Origin of the sequence: Microlunatus capsulatus, assembly GCF_017876495.1 — a bacterium.
GTDB classification, from domain to species: domain Bacteria; phylum Actinomycetota; class Actinomycetes; order Propionibacteriales; family Propionibacteriaceae; genus Microlunatus; species Microlunatus capsulatus.
In genome coordinates this window covers 2,065,048-2,083,244 of record NZ_JAGIOB010000001.1, presented here as the reverse complement: position 1 = coordinate 2,083,244, position 18,197 = coordinate 2,065,048, and the positions used below count along the sequence as shown (strand labels likewise).

General features: G+C 74.1%; 20 protein-coding genes. 17 read left to right on the top strand and 3 right to left on the bottom strand.

Going from position 1 to position 18,197, the window contains the following annotated elements; translation table 11 throughout:
• Window positions 1-36 precede the first annotated feature (36 nt).
• Window positions 37-984: an aldo/keto reductase gene (locus JOF54_RS09590; RefSeq protein WP_245358034.1), complete on the top strand. Its 948-nt coding sequence runs from the start codon at window positions 37-39 to the stop codon at window positions 982-984.
• A 142-nt stretch (window positions 985-1,126) separates the two neighbouring features.
• Here the strand turns inward: JOF54_RS09590 and JOF54_RS09585 are convergent, their stop codons facing one another.
• Complete coding sequence (locus JOF54_RS09585; protein ID WP_210055112.1) at window positions 1,127-1,774, bottom strand: DedA family protein; 648 nt, start codon at window positions 1,772-1,774, stop codon at window positions 1,127-1,129.
• 70 nt (window positions 1,775-1,844) lie between these two features.
• Between JOF54_RS09585 and JOF54_RS09580 the strand changes: the two genes are divergently transcribed.
• From JOF54_RS09580 to JOF54_RS21890, 3 genes are all read left to right on the top strand, one after another.
• Window positions 1,845-2,474, top strand: coding sequence for a TrmH family RNA methyltransferase (locus JOF54_RS09580; protein WP_245359584.1), 630 nt, complete (start codon window positions 1,845-1,847; stop codon window positions 2,472-2,474).
• Window positions 2,475-2,546: 72 nt separating this feature from the next.
• Window positions 2,547-2,759 (top strand): helix-turn-helix domain-containing protein, encoded by a 213-nt coding sequence (locus JOF54_RS09575; protein WP_210055108.1) that lies wholly within the window; start codon window positions 2,547-2,549, stop codon window positions 2,757-2,759.
• Between the two features lie 10 nt (window positions 2,760-2,769).
• Entirely contained in the window at window positions 2,770-3,336 is a 567-nt protein-coding gene (locus JOF54_RS21890) for a Clp protease N-terminal domain-containing protein (protein ID WP_210055106.1), read from the top strand.
• A 154-nt stretch (window positions 3,337-3,490) separates the two neighbouring features.
• Here JOF54_RS21890 and JOF54_RS09565 read toward each other — a convergent pair whose 3' ends face one another.
• Window positions 3,491-4,585, bottom strand: coding sequence for an SIS domain-containing protein (locus JOF54_RS09565; RefSeq protein ID WP_307804003.1), 1,095 nt, complete (start codon window positions 4,583-4,585; stop codon window positions 3,491-3,493).
• 71 nt (window positions 4,586-4,656) lie between these two features.
• Between JOF54_RS09565 and JOF54_RS09560 the strand changes: the two genes are divergently transcribed.
• From JOF54_RS09560 to JOF54_RS09505, 12 genes are all read left to right on the top strand, one after another.
• The gene (locus JOF54_RS09560) at window positions 4,657-5,430 is read left to right on the top strand and encodes a GntR family transcriptional regulator (RefSeq protein ID WP_210055105.1); all 774 of its coding nucleotides are present in this window, start codon (window positions 4,657-4,659) and stop codon (window positions 5,428-5,430) included.
• 1 nt (window position 5,431) lies between these two features.
• Window positions 5,432-6,013, top strand: a complete 582-nt coding sequence (locus tag JOF54_RS09555; RefSeq protein ID WP_210055103.1) for a hypothetical protein — start codon at window positions 5,432-5,434, stop codon at window positions 6,011-6,013.
• 189 nt (window positions 6,014-6,202) lie between these two features.
• Window positions 6,203-7,234, top strand: coding sequence for a class II fructose-bisphosphate aldolase (gene fbaA / locus JOF54_RS09550; protein ID WP_210055101.1), 1,032 nt, complete (start codon window positions 6,203-6,205; stop codon window positions 7,232-7,234).
• A 96-nt stretch (window positions 7,235-7,330) separates the two neighbouring features.
• Window positions 7,331-8,365 (top strand): magnesium transporter CorA family protein, encoded by a 1,035-nt coding sequence (locus tag JOF54_RS09545; protein WP_210055098.1) that lies wholly within the window; start codon window positions 7,331-7,333, stop codon window positions 8,363-8,365.
• A gap of 29 nt (window positions 8,366-8,394) precedes the next feature.
• Window positions 8,395-8,859, top strand: a complete 465-nt coding sequence (locus JOF54_RS09540) for a DUF3151 domain-containing protein (RefSeq protein ID WP_307804002.1) — start codon at window positions 8,395-8,397, stop codon at window positions 8,857-8,859.
• Window positions 8,860-9,001: 142 nt separating this feature from the next.
• A complete protein-coding gene (locus tag JOF54_RS09535) occupies window positions 9,002-10,285 on the top strand; it encodes an adenylosuccinate synthase (protein ID WP_210055096.1) in 1,284 nt (427 codons plus the stop codon).
• Window positions 10,286-10,337: 52 nt separating this feature from the next.
• Window positions 10,338-11,378, top strand: a complete 1,041-nt coding sequence (locus JOF54_RS09530) for a LacI family DNA-binding transcriptional regulator (protein ID WP_210055093.1) — start codon at window positions 10,338-10,340, stop codon at window positions 11,376-11,378.
• Between the two features lie 11 nt (window positions 11,379-11,389).
• Window positions 11,390-12,649: a phosphoribosylamine--glycine ligase gene (gene purD / locus JOF54_RS09525; protein WP_210055091.1), complete on the top strand. Its 1,260-nt coding sequence runs from the start codon at window positions 11,390-11,392 to the stop codon at window positions 12,647-12,649.
• Window positions 12,650-12,651: 2 nt separating this feature from the next.
• Window positions 12,652-14,088, top strand: a complete 1,437-nt coding sequence (purB, locus tag JOF54_RS09520) for an adenylosuccinate lyase (RefSeq protein WP_210055089.1) — start codon at window positions 12,652-12,654, stop codon at window positions 14,086-14,088.
• Between the two features lie 104 nt (window positions 14,089-14,192).
• Window positions 14,193-14,987: an ABC transporter permease gene (locus tag JOF54_RS09515; protein WP_210055086.1), complete on the top strand. Its 795-nt coding sequence runs from the start codon at window positions 14,193-14,195 to the stop codon at window positions 14,985-14,987.
• Window positions 14,980-15,807, top strand: a complete 828-nt coding sequence (locus JOF54_RS09510) for an ABC transporter permease (RefSeq protein ID WP_210055084.1) — start codon at window positions 14,980-14,982, stop codon at window positions 15,805-15,807. The genes JOF54_RS09515 and JOF54_RS09510 overlap by 8 nt, the downstream gene beginning before the upstream one ends.
• A gap of 1 nt (window position 15,808) precedes the next feature.
• Window positions 15,809-16,798, top strand: coding sequence for an ABC transporter ATP-binding protein (locus JOF54_RS09505; protein ID WP_210055082.1), 990 nt, complete (start codon window positions 15,809-15,811; stop codon window positions 16,796-16,798).
• Window positions 16,799-16,943: 145 nt separating this feature from the next.
• On the opposite strand, the gene JOF54_RS09500 is transcribed toward JOF54_RS09505, so the two are convergent.
• Window positions 16,944-17,126, bottom strand: a complete 183-nt coding sequence (locus JOF54_RS09500) for a PspC domain-containing protein (RefSeq protein ID WP_210055080.1) — start codon at window positions 17,124-17,126, stop codon at window positions 16,944-16,946.
• Between the two features lie 190 nt (window positions 17,127-17,316).
• Here JOF54_RS09500 and JOF54_RS09495 point away from each other — a divergent pair, with 190 nt between their 5' ends.
• Window positions 17,317-18,195, top strand: coding sequence for a phosphoribosylaminoimidazolesuccinocarboxamide synthase (locus tag JOF54_RS09495; protein ID WP_307804001.1), 879 nt, complete (start codon window positions 17,317-17,319; stop codon window positions 18,193-18,195).
• The last annotated feature ends 2 nt before the right edge of the window (window positions 18,196-18,197 follow it).

The following is an 18,197-nucleotide window of genomic DNA, read 5'->3' as shown; positions in this document are numbered from 1 at the left end:
ACGGCCCTCCGACCACGCGAAGGGGAACACCGCTCCATGCCCGCAGAGATGACCTACCGCCAGCTCGGCCACTCCGGCCTCACCGTCTCCACCGTCGGGATTGGCTGCAACAACTTCGGCGCCCGGATGGCCGACGAGGACGTGGCGGCCGTCGTGCACGCGGCGATCGACGCCGGGATCACGCTGTTCGACACCGCCGACGTCTACGGCAACCGGGGCGGCTCCGAGACGCTGCTCGGCCAGGCCCTGCAGGGCCGTCGCGACCAGGTGGTGCTGGCCACCAAGTTCGGCATGGACATGGGCGGCACCAACGGCCCTGACTGGGGCGTGCGCGGCTCGCGGCGCTACATCCGGCTGGCCGTCGAGAACAGCCTGCGGCGCCTGGGCACCGACTGGATCGACCTCTACCAGATGCACGCGCCCGACCCGCGGACGCCGGTCGAGGAGACCCTCGCCGCGCTCAGCGAGCTGGTCGCCGAGGGCAAGGTGCGCTACATCGGCTCCTCGAACTTCGCCGGCTGGCAGGTCGTCGACGCCGACTGGACCGCCCACACCGGCAACCTCGAGGGCTTCGTGTCCGCCCAGAACGAGTACTCCTGGCTGAGCCGGGGGATCGAGGCCGAGCTGGTGCCGGCCCTGCAGCACACCGGCCAGAGCCTGCTGCCCTACTTCCCGCTGGCGTCGGGGCTGCTCACGGGCAAGTACCGCCGCGGGCAGGACGCCCCCGCCGGGACCCGGCTCGCCGGCCTGCCGGACCGGCTCGCCGCCGCCGACTTCGACCTCATCGAGTCCCTCGGCCAGTTCGCCGACCAGCGCGGCGTCAGCATGCTGGACGTGGCGATGGGCGGCCTGGCCGCGATGCCGACCGTCGGCTCGGTCATCGCCGGGGCGACGTCGGTCGAGCAGGTCCGGGCCAACGTCGAGGCCGGGCTCTGGGAGCCCTCGGACGAGGACCTCGACGAGCTGCGGAGCCTCACGGCCTGAGCCATCCCTGCGAGCGTCGGGTAGCGCCGGCCCGGGCCCTGTCTGGACGAGCGAGAGAGCCGACACGTTCTTCGTCGGCGATCGAGTGAGGAAGACAGGGTCTGGAGGGCCGGCGCGGGCGCGAGCAGGAGGGACCGAGAGATCACTCGCCGACGGGGGTGCCGGCGGTGCGGTGCCGGCGCCGGGCCAGCAGGAACTCGATGGCCATCGGGATCAGCGAGACCCCGACGATGAGGATCAGCACGGCGTCGATGTTGTTCTTGATGAAGCCGATGTTGCCGAGGTAGAAGCCGAGCACGGTGACGCCGACGGCCCAGAGCACGCCGCCGATCGCGGTGTAGGCGATGAAGTGCCGGAAGCTCATCCGGCTCACCCCGGCCACCAGGGTGACGAAGGTGCGCACGATGGGCACGAACCGGGCCAGGATCAGCGCGCGGCTGCCGTAGCGGTCGAGGAAGACGCGGGTCTTCTCCACGTAGGAGGGCTTGAAGATCTGGCCCATCAGCCCGGTCCGCTCGCGGAACAGCGGCGGGCCGACCAGCCGGCCCAGGCCGTACCCGACGACGTTGCCCAGCACGGCGGCGACCGTGAGCACGGCGCAGACGAAGACCATCGAGTGGTCGATGACCCCGGCCGCGGTGAGCACGCCGACGGTGAAGAGCAGCGAGTCCCCGGGCAGGATCGCGAACAGCCCGCACTCGGCGAAGATGATGAACGCCACGCCCCAGAGCGCCCACGGGCCCAGGGTGCGGATGATGACGTCCGGGTCGAACCACGACGGGAGCAGCATCGGCGTCAGGAGCACGGCGTCGACCAGGGGGTTCACCGGCGGAAGGGTACCGTCGCACGCTGTGAGTTACCTGAGCGAGGACGAGGTCGTCGCGGCGGCCGGGCCCGGCGTGGGACCCCACCCCGAGCCCTGGCCCGACGACCCGCGGCTGGACCCGGAGCTGCTGGCGCAGGGCGACCACCGCAACGTCGTCGACCAGTACCGGTACTGGCGGCTGGAGGCCGTCGTCGCCGACCTGGACACCCGGCGGCACCCGCTGCGGGTCGCGATCCAGAACTGGGAGCACGACTTCAACATCGGCTCGGTCGTCCGCACGGCCAACGCCTTCAACGTCGCCGGCGTGCACGTCGTCGGCCGCCGGCGCTGGAACCGCCGCGGCGCGATGGTCACCGACCGCTACCTGCACGTCCAGCACCACCCCGACGTCGCCGACCTGGCCGGCTGGCTCGCGGCGCACGACTACACCGCCGTCGGGGTCGACAACCTCCCCGGCTCCGTGCCGCTGGAGCGCACGGCGCTGCCCGAGCGGACCTGCCTGGTCTTCGGCTCCGAGGGCCCGGGGCTGACCGACGAGATGGTGGCGGCCTGCTCGTCGCTGGTGGCGATCACCCAGCACGGCTCCACCCGCTCGATGAACGCCGGCGCCGCCGCGGCCATCGCCATGTACGCCTGGGCGCTGCGCTGGGCGGACGCCGCCTGAGCGGAGGCGACTGGTCTGAGGTGCCAGTCAACAAAGGTTGACGTCGAGCAGTCGTCAACCTAAGGTGACGCCATGGCCTCCGCACCCGACACCCTCGACGGCACCACCAGTCCCGACCCGGCCGTCGGCCTCCGCGCCGTCGCCGCCCTCCGCCGCCTCGTGGAGCAGCTCGAGGACCTCCAGGTCGCCAGCGCGCGGCAGCAGGGCTGGTCCTGGGCCGACATCGCCGCGGCGCTCGGGGTGTCCAAGCAGGCCGTCCACAAGAAGCACGCCCCGCACACCTGAGGAGGACCCCGTGTTCGAACGCTTCACCACCGCCGCCCGGGCCGCCGTCGTCGGCGCCCAGTCCCACGCCCGCCAGGCCGGCCACGCCGAGATCGGGGCCGCCGACCTGCTGGCCGGCGTGCTCGACGACGTCGACGGCATCCCCGCCCGCGTCCTCGCCGACCTCGGCGTCGTCGCGGGAGAGGGCGTGGCCGCCACGGAGGAGGTCTTCGACGCCGACGACGCCGCGGCCCTCGGCGCCCTGGGCGTCGACCTCGACGCGGTCCGCCGCCGGGCCGAGGAGACGTTCGGCCCCGGCGCGCTGGACCGCCGCCGCCGCCAACGGCCCGGCCTGTTCGGCCGCCGCAGCGGCGCCGGGCACCTGCCCTTCAACCGCGAGGCGAAGAGCGCGCTCGAGCTGTCGCTGCGCGAGGCGCTGGCCGAGGGCCACCGCAGCCTGGGCACCGAGCACGTCTTCCTCGGCCTGCTGGCCACCGAGGAGGGGACCGCGCTGCGCGTGCTGCACCGGCTCGGCGTCACCGAGGACCGGGCGGCGCTCCGGCGCCGGGTGCTGGCCCGGCGGGCCGCCGCCGCCTGAGAGCTGCTGAGTCCTGCCCTCGCTCCGCGCGGGCGCGGACCGCGCTCTAACCCGCCGGCTTCGTCGTCACCCGTGGACGAGGAGCGTGTTCACGGGCTCCTCCTCGCTCCGGCGGCGCGCGGTCCGGGTGCCTGCGCGGTCGCCGGCCTCGGCCTCAGTCGGTCTGGGTGACCTTGCGCAGCCCGCGGGGGGCGTCGGGATCCAGGCCCAGCCGCCGGGCCAGCCGCTCGGTGAGCAGCTGGGCCGGGATCGGCAGGGCCAGCGGCGCGAGCAGCTCGGGCAGGTCGGGCCCGGCCACGGCCAGGTCGCAGGCGGCGCGGAAGCGCTCGTCGCCGCCGAGACCGAGGACGGGGCTGCCGGTGGCCCGGACCGTCGCGGCCAGGTCGACCAGGCCGGGCAGCGTCGGGCCGCTGGGCCCGGCGACGAGGACCGTGACCAGGTGCTGGTCGACGACGGCGATGGGGCCGTGCTTGAGGTCGGCGTAGGAGAGCCCGCGGACCGGCCGCAGGCAGGTCTCCTCCAGCTTGAGCGCCACCTCCAGGGTGGTGCCGAAGGCCAGGCCTCGGCCGCTGGCCAGCACCTCCTGGGTGCCGGCGAGGACCTCGACCATGGCGTCGAGCGCCGGTCCGGGGTCCAGCAGTCGCGCGGCCTGGGCCGGGACGGCGTCGAAGGCCGCGTCCAGCGTCCCCTTCCGGGGCGCCAGGGCGTCGACGGCCACGGCCAGGGCGGCCACCTGCGTCGTGTAGGTCTTGGTCGCCGGGACGGCGAGCTCGGGCCCGGCCTGGGTGATCAGCGCGATGTCGGCCCCGGCCGCCAGCGGTGAGCCGGCCACGTTGGTGACGGCCAGCGTCGCGGCGCCGCAGCGCTTGGCCCACTCCAGGGTCTCGACGATCTCCTGGGTGGAGCCCGACTGGCTGACGCAGACGGCCAGGGTGTCGGACAGGTCCAGCTCGGCGGCGTAGAGGGTGGCCACCGACGGGGCGGCGAGCGCGCTCGCGACGCCGGCGTGCACCTCGGCGAGGTAGCGGGCGTAGATGGCGGCGTTGTCGCTGGAGCCGCGCGCCACCAGCAGCAGCCGGCGCTTGGTCCGGGCCAGGGCGGCGATCTCGGGGCGCAGCGGCAGCAGCTCGGCCAGCGTCCGGGCCAGCGCCTCGGGCTGCTCGGCGATCTCCCGGGCCATCTGGCTGCCGGCACCGCCGGCGGGGGAGGGGGCGCCGTCCGTCGCCTCGGTCGCGGGCTCGATCGGCACTCCGTCACTCCTGCTGCTGGTATGGGACTGGTCTACTATCGGCGCAGGTCCACCCGCGTCGAGGAGCAGCATTGCAGCACGAGTTCGGTCGTGGCGAGGTCGGGCCCTACCGGCTCGAACGTCCCCTCGTCGCCACCACCACCAAGCGCGCCCAGGTCCGGGGCATCCTCGAGCAGCTGATCGACACCGAGCTGAACCCGGGTGACGCGATCCCCTCCGAGCGGGCGCTGGTCGTCCGGCTCGGGGTCAGCCGGGTCACCGTCCGGCAGGCGATCGCCGACCTCGTGGACACCGGGGCGCTGGAGCGCGTGCACGGCAAGGGCACCTACGTGACCGGCCCGCAGGTGGACTCCCGGCTGCACCTGACGTCGTTCTCCCGCGAGATGCGCGACCGCGGCCTGCTGCCCGCCACCGTCGTGCTGTCGGCCAGCGAGGAGGCCGCCGACGACGAGGTGGCCTACGCCCTGCGGATCCGGCCCGGCCGGCCCGTCGTCCGGGTGGAGCGGCTGCGCACCGCCGACGGCACGCCGATGGCCTACGAGGTCGGCCACTACCCCTCCGCCCTGTTCCCCGGGCTGCTGCAGCGGGAGCTCGGCTCGCTCTACGACGTCTTCGCCAGCGAGTACGGCGTCGTGGTGACCAGCGGGGAGCAGACTGTCCGCGCCGAGTCCGCCGACGCGTCGCAGGCGCGGGTCCTCGGCATCGCCAAGCGCGCCCCGCTGCTCGTGCAGGAGCGCGTCACCTACGCCGGCGACCGGGTGATCGAGCTCTCGACGTCCTGGTACCGGGCCGACCGGTACCGCATCCACATGGCCATCACCCCGCGCGGGGCCCGGGAGAACTGACGTGACCACCACCCAGCACGACCCCCACAGCGCTCCCCAGCCCTCGCGCGTGCTGCCGGCGGGCGACCGGATCGACGAGCTCCTCGTGCCCTTCGACGACGGCCAGCTGCGCGAGCGCGCGCGGCGCCGCAAGCGGGGGATGTGGGGGCGCGTCATCAGCCTCCTCATCACCGCCACGATCCTCACGCTGCTCTACGTCTTCGGCGGCGAGGAGCGGCAGAGCCGGGCGACGCTCACCGTCTACGGCGTCATCCTCGGCATCTCCCTCGCCTGGCTGCTCGGCTACCTGGTGGCCTGGCTGCGCGCCCGGCGGGCCGTCGCGCGGGTGCCCCGCGGCACCGCCGTCCGGGTCGGGCGGCCCGGCATCCAGGTGGCGCGGACGTTCACCCCGTGGGCCGACGTGACCGGCCTGGCCATGGTCCGCCGCCGCCGCGGCACCGCCTTCGAGGTCCGGCGCGCCTCCGGGCCGCCCGTCGGGGTCCCGCTCGACCAGTTCGACGTGCACCCCGCGACCCTCGACAGCACGGCCCGCGCCTACTCCGGGGGCCGGCACGGCGTCGACCTCGGTGCCCTCGACGTCTGAGCCGGGCCCCCGCCCGGACCCGCGCCGGCGCCCCCCGCCGGCCCGGACCCGGGGTCGTCCCGCGGGGAGCACCTCGACTTCCCTGCCCCCGGCACCCCTGACAGACTGAGGCCGGTGCCCGTGAGCGGGCGCCGCTCCGACGTGCCGCGCGCTCGCGCCGGCCCGCACCGTATGAGAGGACCCACCTGCATGCCCATCGCCACTCCCGAGGTCTACGCCGAGATGATCGACGCGGCCAAGAAGGGCTCCTTCGCCTACCCGGCCATCAACGTCAGCTCGTCGCAGACCCTGAACGCCTGCCTGCAGGGCTTCGCGGAGGCCGGTTCCGACGGCATCATCCAGGTCTCGACCGGTGGCGCCGAGTACGCGTCCGGCCCCACCATCAAGAACCAGGTCACCGGAGCCGTCGCCCTCGCCGCGTACGCGCACGAGGTCGCCAAGAACTACCCGGTCAACATCGCCCTGCACACCGACCACTGCCCCAAGGACAAGCTGGACGGCTACGTCCGCCCGCTGATCGCCATCTCCCAGGAGCGCGTCGACCGTGGCGAGAACCCCCTCTTCCAGTCCCACATGTGGGACGGCTCGGCCGTGCCGGTGGAGGAGAACCTCTCCATCGCCCACGAGCTGCTGGCCGCGGCCGCCAAGGCCCGCATCATCCTCGAGATCGAGGTGGGCGTCGTCGGCGGCGAGGAGGACGGCGTCAGCCACGAGATCAACGACAAGCTGTACACGACCGTCGAGGACGGCATGCGGACCATCGAGGTCCTCGGCACCGGCGAGCACGGCCGCTACATCACCGCGCTGACCTTCGGCAACGTGCACGGGGTCTACAAGCCCGGCTCGGTCAAGCTGCGCCCGGAGGTCCTCAAGGACATCCAGGAGCAGGTCGGCGCCAAGATCGGCAAGTCCAACCCGTTCGACCTGGTGTTCCACGGCGGCTCCGGCTCCACCCTGGAGGAGATCCGGGCGGCGGTGGACTACGGCGTGATCAAGATGAACATCGACACCGACACCCAGTACGCCTTCACCCGGCCCGCCGCGGCGCACATGTTCAGCAACTACGACGGCGTCCTCAAGGTCGACGGCGAGGTGGGCAACAAGAAGGCCTACGACCCGCGCGCCTGGGGCAAGGCCGCCGAGGCCGGGATGGCGCAGCGCGTCGTCACCGCCTGCGAGGACCTGCGCAGCACCGGCACCTCGCTGAGCAGCAAGGCCTAAGCCGCACCTGACGCGTCCCGCGGGACGCGCGCACGACCCGCACGGCCGACGGCGCCGGACCCTGGTCCGGCGCCGTCGCAGGTCTAGGCTCGGACGGTGAGCAGTGCCACCGCCGCCCTCTCGGGCCCCGTCCCCCTCAGCCGGGTCTGGGCCAAGGGCTCCGTCGTCGCCGAGGACCTGACGGGCGAGGACCTCAGCGACGTGCTGCAGCTGCACACCGACGCGTCGGCCTGGTGGGTGCTGCCGCGCGACCCCGACTACGGCGCCGCCGAGCTGCGCGGCGTCGCGCAGGCCCTCGACCTCGACGACCTCGCCGTCCGCGACCTGCTCGCCACCGACCGCCGCGCCAAGTTCGAGGCGCTGGGCACGGCCCGCCTGGTGGTCACCAACCTCGTCACCCACGACCCCGCCTCGTGCTCGCTGACGGTGCACCCCATCTCGATCATCGCCACCGACCGGGTGCTCATCTGCCTGGTGGGCGACGTCGACGGCTTCCAGCCCGCCCGGCTGCTGCTGCAGAAGGCCGAGCTGCTGGCCGAGGGCGGCGTCGAGGTGGGCCTGCAGCTCCTGATCACCGCGGTGGTCAACACCTACGAGAGCGCCGTCCAGTGGCTGGAGGACGCGGCCGACGGCCTGTCGGAGGTGCTGTTCGAGGAGCGCCCGCTGAGCCGGTCGGAGCAGCTCGACGCCTTCCGGCTGCGCTCGGCGCTCAGCCAGCTGCGCCGCGTGACCGAGCCGATGCGCGCGGTGATGACCGACCTGGTGGACAACCCGCCGCCGGCGCCCAAGGGCGGCAAGGGTGGCAAGAGCACCCGCACCGTCCGCCGCTGGGGCATGATCGCCGAGCAGCACACCCGGGTCGCCGCCGCCGCCGACGCGCTGCGCGAGGTGCTGTCCTCGGTGTTCGACACCAGCCTGGCGCTGGCCGACGTGCGGATGAACGCGATCATGAAGAAGCTCACGGCCTGGGCGGCGATCATCGCGGTGCCGACGCTGGTCACCGGCTTCGCGGGCATGAACGTGGCGTTCCCGCTGGACGGCACGGTGGCCGGCTTCTGGCTGGTGCTGGTGATCATGGTCGTGTCCGCCGTGGTGCTCTACGTCGGCTTCCGCCGTCGCGGCTGGATCTGAGCGTCCGCGCCCCGGCTAGGATCGGGCCGGTGACCGAGACCCACCGCAACCTGCTCGCCAGCTCCGGCGCCGGCCCCGCCCCGACCCTCCTGCCGCCGGACCCCGCGACGGCCGACCTGGCCGACCGCGGGCGCGAGCACTTCCTCGCCACCGTCGCCGCGCACCCCGACTCCACCCTGTGCTGGGCCCTGCTGGCCGAGGCCGCGCTGACCGTCGGCACGCTCGAGGCCGACCTCGGCGCCTACGCCTACGCCCGCACCGGCTACCACCGCGGGCTCGACGCGCTGCGCCGCTCCGGCTGGAAGGGCTCCGGCCCCGTGCCGTGGGAGCACGAGCCGAACCAGGGCTTCCTGCGGGCGCTGTGGGCGCTCGCCCTGGCCGCCGAGCGGATCGGCGAGACCGCCGAGCACGAGCGCTGCGCGCAGTTCCTCCGCGACTCCTCCGAGACGGGCTTCACCCACCTCGAGGCGGCCTCCGCGGGCCTGCGGCGCTGAGCCGCGGAGCGCCCCGGCGACGCCGGGGCGACAGCGGGGCCGGACTTCGGTAGGGTTTGGTCGCAAGAGTCCCCGTGGCGATCGCCCGGGGGCTTCACTCTTTTCGTCCCCGGAACGGGACGAGCGGAAGGGCGGCGATCACATGCCGGGCATCGTTGTGGTGGGAGCCCAGTGGGGCGACGAGGGCAAGGGCAAGGCGACGGACCAGCTGGGTGACCGGGTGGACTACTGCGTCCGGTACTCCGGGGGCAACAACGCCGGCCACACCCTGGTGGTGAACGGGGAGCGCTACGCCCTCCACCTGCTCCCCTCGGGCATCCTCAACCCGGAGTGCGTGCCGGTCATCGGCAACGGCGTCGTCGTCGACCTCGACGTGCTGTTCGAGGAGATGGACGGCCTCGCGGCTCGCGGCGTCGACGCCGAGAACCTCCTCGTGTCGGCCAACGCGCACCTCATCACCAGCTACCACCAGGTGATCGACAAGGTGACCGAGCGCTTCCTGGGCAAGAACAAGATCGGCACCACCGGCCGCGGCGTCGGCCCGGCCTACTCCGACAAGGTCAACCGGATCGGCATCCGCGTGCAGGACCTGCTGGACGAGTCGATCCTGCGGCAGAAGGTGGAGGCGGCCCTCGAGCAGAAGAACCACCTGCTCGTGAAGGTCTACAACCGCCGCGCGCTCGACCCCGACCAGGTCGCGGACCACCTGCTCTCCCACGCCGCGCGGATCACCCCGCACGTCGTCGACACCTCCCGGGTGCTGAACGACGCGCTGGACCGCGACGAGGTCGTGCTCTTCGAGGGCGCGCAGGCGCACCACCTCGACGTCGACCACGGGACCTACCCCTACGTCACGTCCTCCAACCCGGTCGCGGCCGGCGCCTGCGTCGGCTCCGGCGTGGGGCCCACCCGGATCAACCGGGTGATCGGCATCGCCAAGGCCTACACCACCCGCGTCGGCGAGGGCCCGATGCCGACCGAGCTGCTCGACGCCGACGGCGAGAAGCTGCGCCAGGACGGCGCGGAGTTCGGCACCACGACCGGCCGGCCCCGGCGCTGCGGTTGGTTCGACGCCGTCGTCGTCGAGGCGGCGGCGCGGGCGAACGCCTTCACCGACATCTTCCTCACCAAGCTGGACATCCTCACCGGCTGGGAGCGGATCCCGGTGTGCGTGGGCTACGAGGTCGGCGGGGTGCGGCACGACACCATGCCGATGTCGCAGTCGGACTTCCACCACGCCGTCCCCGTGTACGAGGAGCTCGACGGCTGGGACGAGGACATCAGCGGCTGCCGCTCGTTCGACGACCTGCCGAAGAACACGCAGGCCTACGTGAACCGTCTCGAGGAGCTGTGCGGCGCCCGGATCTCCGGCATCGGCGTCGGTCCCTCGCGCGAGCAGTCCATCCTGGTCCACGACCTGCTCTGACAGGGGTCGGCGCGGGGGTGCCGGGGCAGCAGCTCGGGGTCCGGGAGGAGACATGGCGCGCAGGGCAACGGCACAGGACGTCGCCGACCTGGCGGGCGTCTCGCGGAGCGCCGTCTCCCTGGTCCTCAACGGCCGCGGCGCCGGCAACATCAGCGAGGAGAAGCAGAAGGCCGTCCGGGCGGCGGCCGCGCAGCTGGACTACACGCCGAACGCGGTGGCCCTCAGCCTGCGCAGCCGACGCACCCGGACCCTCGGCGTGCTCACCTGGCCGGGTGTCGTCGGCTTCTCCCAGACGATGCTGCACCGGGCGCTGCGCAAGGCGGGCGAGCACAGCTACCTGCTGCTGGTGATGGACACCGACGACGACGCCGAGGTCGAGCGTCGCCAGCTCGACACGCTGCGGGACCGGCAGGTCGACGGCTTCCTCGTCGTCTCCCCGGCGCTGGCCCACTACCGCCCGCCCGAGGTGCTGCACAGCACCCCGACGGTGCTGCTCAACTGCCTGGACCCCGACGGCGCCGTCAGCAGCGTGACGCCGGACGAGGTGCAGGCGGGCCAGCGCGCCGCCGAGGTGCTGCTGCGGCACGGCCACCGCCGGATCGGTCTGCTCGTGGGCGACCCCGGCTCGCTGCAGAGCCGGCTCCGGGTCGCCGGTGTGCAGCAGGCCGCCACCGCCGCCGGCGTCGAGCCCCCGCAGCCCGTCGTGGCCGGGCGCAACATCGACGACGGAGCCCGCGCGGCCCGGGCCGTGCTGTCGGGACCGGAGCCGCCGACGGCGCTGGTCTGCACCCACGAGCGGCTGGCCGTCGGGGCCGCGCTGGTCGCGGCCGAGCTGGGCCTGCGGGTGCCGCAGGACCTCTCCCTGGTCAGCCTGGAGGACGGCGAGCGGCTGACGAGCAGGCTCGACCCGCCGATGACCACGGTGCACCGGCCCGACGGGGCGATGGCCGAGCAGGCCGTCGGGCTGCTCCTCGAGCGGCTGGGCGGGGCGTCGCCCGAGATCCGCCGGATGGTGTTCAGCTGCCCGCTGCGGGAGCGGGCCTCCGTCGGCTGCCCCGGTCGCGCGCCGGGGGTCCTGCCGCGGCCCCGGTAGGCTTCCGGCCCGTGGCGGAGCCGAGCAGTGTCCTGGTGATCGGGTCGGGCGGCCGCGAGCACGCCCTCGTCCTCGCGCTGGCCCGCGACCCGCAGGTGCGCGCGGTGCACGCCGCCCCCGGCAACCCGGGCACCGCCGAGGCGGCCACCAACCACCCCGTCGACGCCCTCGACGGCGACGCGGTCGCCGCGCTCGCCACCCGGCTGGGCGTCGACCTCGTCGTCATCGGCCCCGAGGCCCCCCTGGTGGCCGGGGTCGCCGACGCCGTCCGCGCCGCCGGCGTCGCCTGCTTCGGCCCCTCGGCCGCGGCCGCCCGGCTGGAGGGCAGCAAGGCCTTCGCCAAGGAGGTGATGGCCGCCGCCGGCGTGCCCACCGCGCGCGCCCACGTCTGCGCCACCGCCGACGAGGTGGCCGCCGCCCTCGACGCCTTCGGCCCGCCCTACGTCGTCAAGGACGACGGCCTGGCCGCCGGCAAGGGCGTCGTCGTCACCTCCGACCGCGACGAGGCGCTGGCCCACGCGGCCGGCTGCGGCCGCGTCGTCGTCGAGGAGTACCTCGACGGCCCCGAGGTCAGCCTCTTCGCCGTCACCGACGGCCGCACCGTCCGCGCCCTGCAGCCGGCGCAGGACTTCAAGCGCGTCGGGGACGGGGACACCGGCCCCAACACCGGCGGCATGGGGGCCTACACGCCGCTGCCGTGGGCCCCGCCCGACCTCGTCGCCGAGGTCACCCGGACCGTCCTGCAGCCGACGGTCGACGAGCTGTCCCGGCGCGGCACGCCCTTCGCCGGCCTGCTCTACGCCGGCCTCGCGCTGACCCGGCACGGCGTCCGGGTCATCGAGTTCAACGCCCGCTTCGGCGACCCGGAGACCCAGCCGCTGCTGGCGCTGCTGCGCACCCCGCTGGCCCGGCTGCTGCACGCCGCCGCCACCGGCACCCTGGACGCCGAGCCCGAGCTCGTCTGGGACGCGGGATCGGCCGTCGCCGTCGTCGTGGCCGCCGCCGGCTACCCCGGCACCCCGCGCACCGGGGACCCGGTCGGCGGGCTGGACGTGGCCGTCGAGGGCGCCTCCGTCGTCCAGGCCGGCACCGCCGCCGACGCCCGGGGCCGGGTCGTCAGCAGCGGCGGCCGCGTGCTGGCCGTGGTCGGCACCGGCGCCGACCTGGCCCGGGCCCGGGAGCGCGCCTACGCCCGCCTCGCCACCGTGGAGCTCGAGGGCTCCTTCCACCGCACCGACATCGCCGCCGCCGCGGCGGAGAAGCAGGTCTGACCATGGTCGTCCCCAACGTGCTCGCCAGCCGCTACGCCTCCGAGCAGATGCGCGCCATCTGGTCCGCTCCCGACAAGATCGTCGCCGAGCGCCGGCTCTGGCTGGCCGTCCTGGCCGCGCAGCGCGACCTCGGCGTCGACCTCGGCGACGCGGGCGACCTCGACGCCGTGGTCGCCGCCTACGAGCGGGTGCTCACCGACGTCGACCTCGCCTCGATCGCCGAGCGGGAGAAGGTCACCCGGCACGACGTCAAGGCCCGGATCGAGGAGTTCAACGCCCTCGCCGGCGCCGAGCAGGTGCACAAGGGGATGACCTCGCGCGACCTCACCGAGAACGTCGAGCAGCTGCAGGTCCTCAGCGCGATGAAGCTCGTCCGCGACCGGCTCGTCGCCGCGCTGGTCCGGCTGGCCGGGCTGGCCGAGCGCTACGCGGACCGCCCGATCGCCGGCCGCTCGCACAACGTCGCCGCGCAGGTGACGACGCTGGGCAAGCGGTTCGCGACGGCCACCGACGAGCTGCTCGTGGCCTTCACCCGGCTGGAGGAGCTGATCGCGCGCTACCCGCTGCGCGGCATCAAGGGCCCGGTGGGCACCGGCCAGGACATGCTCGACCTGCTGGGCGGCGACCAGTCCAAGCTGGCCGAGCTCGAGGACCGGGTGGCCGCCCACCTCGGGTTCGGCCGGGTGCTGGTCAGCACCGGCCAGGTCTACCCGCGCTCCCTCGACTACGACGTGGTGACGGCGCTGGCCCAGGTGGCCGCGGCCCCGTCCAACGTCGCGACGTCGATCCGGCTGATGGCCGGCGCCGAGCTGGTCACCGAGGGCTTCCGCCCCGGCCAGGTGGGCTCCAGCGCCATGCCGCACAAGATGAACACCCGCTCCTGCGAGCGGGTCAACGGGCTCTCGGTCGTGCTGCGCGGCTACGTCGGGATGATCGGCGAGCTGGCCGGCGACCAGTGGAACGAGGGCGACGTCAGCGACTCCGTCGTCCGCCGGGTCGCGCTGCCCGACGCCTTCTTCGCCCTCGACGGGCTCTTCGAGACCTTCCTCTCGGTGCTCGACGACTTCGGCGCCTTCCCGGCCGTCATCGACGCCGAGCTGCAGCGCTACCTGCCGTTCCTCGCGACGACGAAGGTGCTGATGGCCGCCGTCCGCAGCGGCGTCGGCCGCGAGACCGCGCACGAGGTGATCAAGGAGCACGCCGTCGCCGTGGCTCTGGCCATGCGCGAGCGCGGCGCCCCGAACGACCTGCTGGACCGGCTGGCCGCCGACGAGCGGCTGGGCGGGATCAGCCGGGAGGCGCTCGACGCCGCCCTCGCCGACCCGATGGAGCTCACCGGGACCGCCGGCCTCCAGGTGGCGACGCTGGTCGCCCGCGTCGACGCGATCGCCGCCGCGCACCCCGAGGCCGCGGCCTACAGCCCGGGCCTGGTGCTCTGACGCCGGTCCCCGTCGGGGCCGCACGGGGGGCGACACGCCGTCCCCGGTCGACGGCGCGCCCGGATCGTTGACCGGGGCGCCGGTGCGTTCCTAGGGTCGGGCCGGTGCGCACGTGGCGGGAGCTGGCAGCGGGAGAGCTCCGCCGCTACAGCACCTACCGGCTGGCCGTGCTGGCCGGGGTGTTCACCAACTCCGTCTTCGGCTTCCTCCGGGTGGGGATCCTCGTCTCGGCCGTGACGACGGCGGGCGGCAGCCTGGCCGGCTACACCGCTGAGGGCGCGTCCACCTACGTCTGGCTGGGCCAGGCGCTGCTCGCGCCGCTCGCGCTGATGGGCTGGTCCGAGATCGCCGACCGGGTGCGGACCGGGGACATCGCCGTCGACCTCGCCCGGCCCGTCGACCTCCAGCTGTCCTGGTGGGCCCGCGACCTCGGCCGCGCCGCGTTCGTGCTGCCGGCCCGTGGGCTGCCGCCGCTGCTGGTCGGGGCGCTGACCGTCGGCGTCGCCCTGCCGACCTCGTGGACGGCTTACCCGCTGGGGGTGCTGAGCGTCCTCGTCGCCGTGTCGCTGAGCTTCGCCCTGCGCTTCCTGCTGAACCTGGCGGCGTTCTGGGTGCTCGACTTCCGCGGGATCGCCGGGCTGTACTTCGTCGTCATCGCCCCGCTGTGCGGGCTCTACGTGCCGGTCCACCTGTTCCCGGGCTGGCTGGCCGCGCTCGCGCACGCCACCCCCTTCCCGTCGATGTTCCAGTCCCCGATCGACGTCCTCTCCGGCCGGGTGCTGGGCCGCGACGCGCTGGCCGTGCTGGGCGTCCAGCTGGTCTGGCTGGTGGTCGTGGCCCTGCTCGGCCGGCTGGTGCTGGCCCGCGCCACCCGGCGGCTGGTGGTGCAGGGTGGCTGAGCCGACGACGGCGCGCCGGCCCTCGGTGCTGCACACCTACCGGGTGGTGCTGGGCTCGCGGGTCCGCGCCCAGCTGTCCTACCGGGTCAGCTTCGCCCTCACCTTCCTCAGCGCGGCCGGCATCGGGGTGATCGAGTTCTCCGAGATCTACGTGCTGCTCTCGGCCGTGCCGGTCTTCGGCGGCCTCGACCTGGCCCAGGCCGCCCTGGTCTTCGCCCTGGCCAACCTGGGCTTCGCGCTGGCCGACCTCGTGTTCGGCCAGCTGGACAGCATCCCGACGCTGCTCCGCCTCGGCCAGCTGGAGGCGCTGCTGGTCCGGCCGGTGTCGGTGATGGGCCAGCTGGTCACCTCCGACTTCCAGCTCCGCCGGCTCGGCCGGGCACTGGTCAGCGTCGTGCTGCTCGCGGTGGTGCTGCCGCTGGTCGACGTCGACTGGACGCCCGCCCGGGTCTACCTGCTGCTGGTCACCCCGCTGGTCGGCTGCGCGATCTACGGCGCCATGTTCGCCGTGGCGGGCGGGGTGCAGTTCTGGCTCGTCGACGGCGCCGAGTTCACCTCGAGCTTCGTCTACGGCGGCGGCTACGCGGGGCAGGTGCCCGGCAGCGTGCTGCCGCCGGTGCTGCGTTCGGTCTTCACCTTCGTCGTCCCGGCCACGCTGACCGGCTACGCCCCGGCCCTGCTGCTGCTCGGGCTGCCCGGCCCGGCCCTGCTGCCCGCCTGGCTGGGCTGGTGGGCGCCCCTGGTCGCGGCCTGGACCTGGCTGCTGGCCGCCCTCGCTTGGCGCTCGGGCGTGCGCCACTTCACCGGAGCCGGAGGCTGAGATGGCGGGACCCGTCCTGGAGCTGGAGCACCTGCGCCGCACCTTCGTGGTGCGCGAGAAGGCCGGTCGGCTGCGCCGCCGCAGCCGGACCGTGGAGGCGGTCGCCGACATCAGCCTGCGCGTCGAGCCGGGGGAGGCCGTCGGCTACATCGGCGCCAACGGCGCCGGCAAGTCCACCACCATCAAGATGGTCACCGGCATCCTCGTGCCGACGGCCGGCACGGTGCGGACCTGCGGGCTGGAGCCGGTCCCGCAGCGACGCCGGCTGGCCGCCGAGATCGGGGTCGTCTTCGGCCAGCGCACCCAGCTGTGGTGGGACCTGCCGCTGCGCGACTCGTTCCGGATCCTCGCCGCCATCCACCGCCGGCCCGCCGACGACGCCGCCGCCCGCACCCGGGACCTCGTCGACGAGCTGGGCCTGGAGAGCCTGCTCGACACCCCCGTCCGGCAGCTGTCGCTGGGGGAGCGGATGCGGGGCGAGGTGGCGGCGGCCCTGCTGCACCGGCCCCGGCTGCTGGTGCTGGACGAGCCGACGATCGGCCTGGACATGATCAGCAAGGAGCGGCTGCGGCAGTTCCTCGTCGCCGAGCGCGCCCGTTCCGGGATGACGCTGCTGCTGACCACCCACGACATGGGCGACATCGAGCGGCTGTGCGAGCGGGTGCTGGTGGTGGACCGCGGGCGCGTGGTCTACGACGGGACGCTGCCCGACCTGGGGGCCGCGGTGGCCCTGCAGCGGGTGCTGGTCGTCGACCTCACCGGCCCGCACCCCCCGCTGCGGGTGCCCGGCACCGAGCACCGGGGGAGCGAGCTGGACGGCGTCCGGCAGCGGCTGGCCTTCAGCCCCGGCACGATCACGGCGGCGCAGGTGCTGGCCGGGGTCAGCGCGCAGGCCGAGGTGCGGGACCTGACGCTGGAGGAGCCAGCCATCGAGGACGTGGTGAGAACCCTCTACTCAGGGCGGGAACGCGCCACCGGCCCCCAGGTCTGAGACCTGGGGGCCGGCGTGAGGGGCACACGGACCGCGCGCCGCCGGGGTGAGGAGGAGGCGGTGGACACGCTCTTCGTCCACCGGCGACGACGGGGCCGGCGGATCAGAGCGCGGTCCGCAGCCGAGCGGAGCGAGGCCAGAAGGCTCAGGCCTCCTGGGGCATCAGGATCCAGGCGGCGAGGTAGATGAGGAACTGCGGGCCGGGGATCAGCAGGCTGACCAGGAAGATCACCCGGACCAGGTTCGCGCTGACGCCGAAGCGGCGGGCGATGCCCGAGCAGACGCCGGCGATCATCCGGTCACGACGGGGGCGGACGAGTGAGTTCATGCGCATGGTCCTCTCGAGGCGGTTCATGACCTCCACTGTGGCCCACGCCGAGGGGCCGGACCAGGGTTCTCCGAGAGGGTCCGGGGTTGGCTCAGGGGCAGCAGCGGACAGACCCTGAGCCGCGGACGACGACGGGGCGGCGGGCCCCAGGCTGACAGGATGGGCGCGCCGACCGCCCGAGGAGGAACCCGTGGATCCCGTGTACGAGTCCCAGCTGGACGTCCCGCTGGTGCACGCCGGCAAGGTGCGCGAGCTCTACGCCCTCGACGAGGACCGGCTGCTGATGGTGGCGACCGACCGGATCAGCGCGTTCGACTTCGTGCTCGACAGCGCGATCCCCGACAAGGGCCGGGTGCTGACCCAGCTCTCGCAGTGGTGGTTCGGCCAGCTCACCGACCTCGTGCCGAACCACGTGCTCTCCACCGACGTGCCCGAGGCGGTCCGCGGCCGCGCCGTCGTGTGCGAGCGCCTGGAGATGGTGCCCGTGGAGTGCGTGGCCCGCGGCTACCTCACCGGCTCCGGCTGGCTGGAGTACCAGGAGTCGCGCACCGTCTGCGGCGTGCCGCTGCCCGACGGGCTGGTCGACGGCTCCCGGCTGCCCGAGCCGGTCTTCACCCCGGCGACGAAGGCGGCGCTCGGCGACCACGACGAGAACGTCGACTTCGACACCGTCGCGCGGACCGTCGGCCTGCCGCTGGCCGAGCGGCTGCGCGACCTGACCCTCGCCGTCTACGCCCGGGCCGAGGGCGTCGCCCGCGAGCGCGGCCTGCTGCTGGCCGACACCAAGCTGGAGTTCGGCCTGCGCGCCGACGGCACCGTCGTGCTGGCCGACGAGGTGCTCACCCCCGACTCCTCGCGGTTCTGGGACGCCGCCGGTTGGCAGCCCGGCGGCGCGCTGCCGTCGTTCGACAAGCAGTACGTCCGGGACTGGCTGCTGCACGAGTCCGGCTGGGACCGGCACGGCCCCGACGCGCCGCCGCCGCTGCCCGACGCCGTCGTCGCCGCGACCCGGGCCAAGTACCTGCAGGCCTACGAGCGGCTGACCGGGCAGGCGCTGCCGCCGGCCTGACG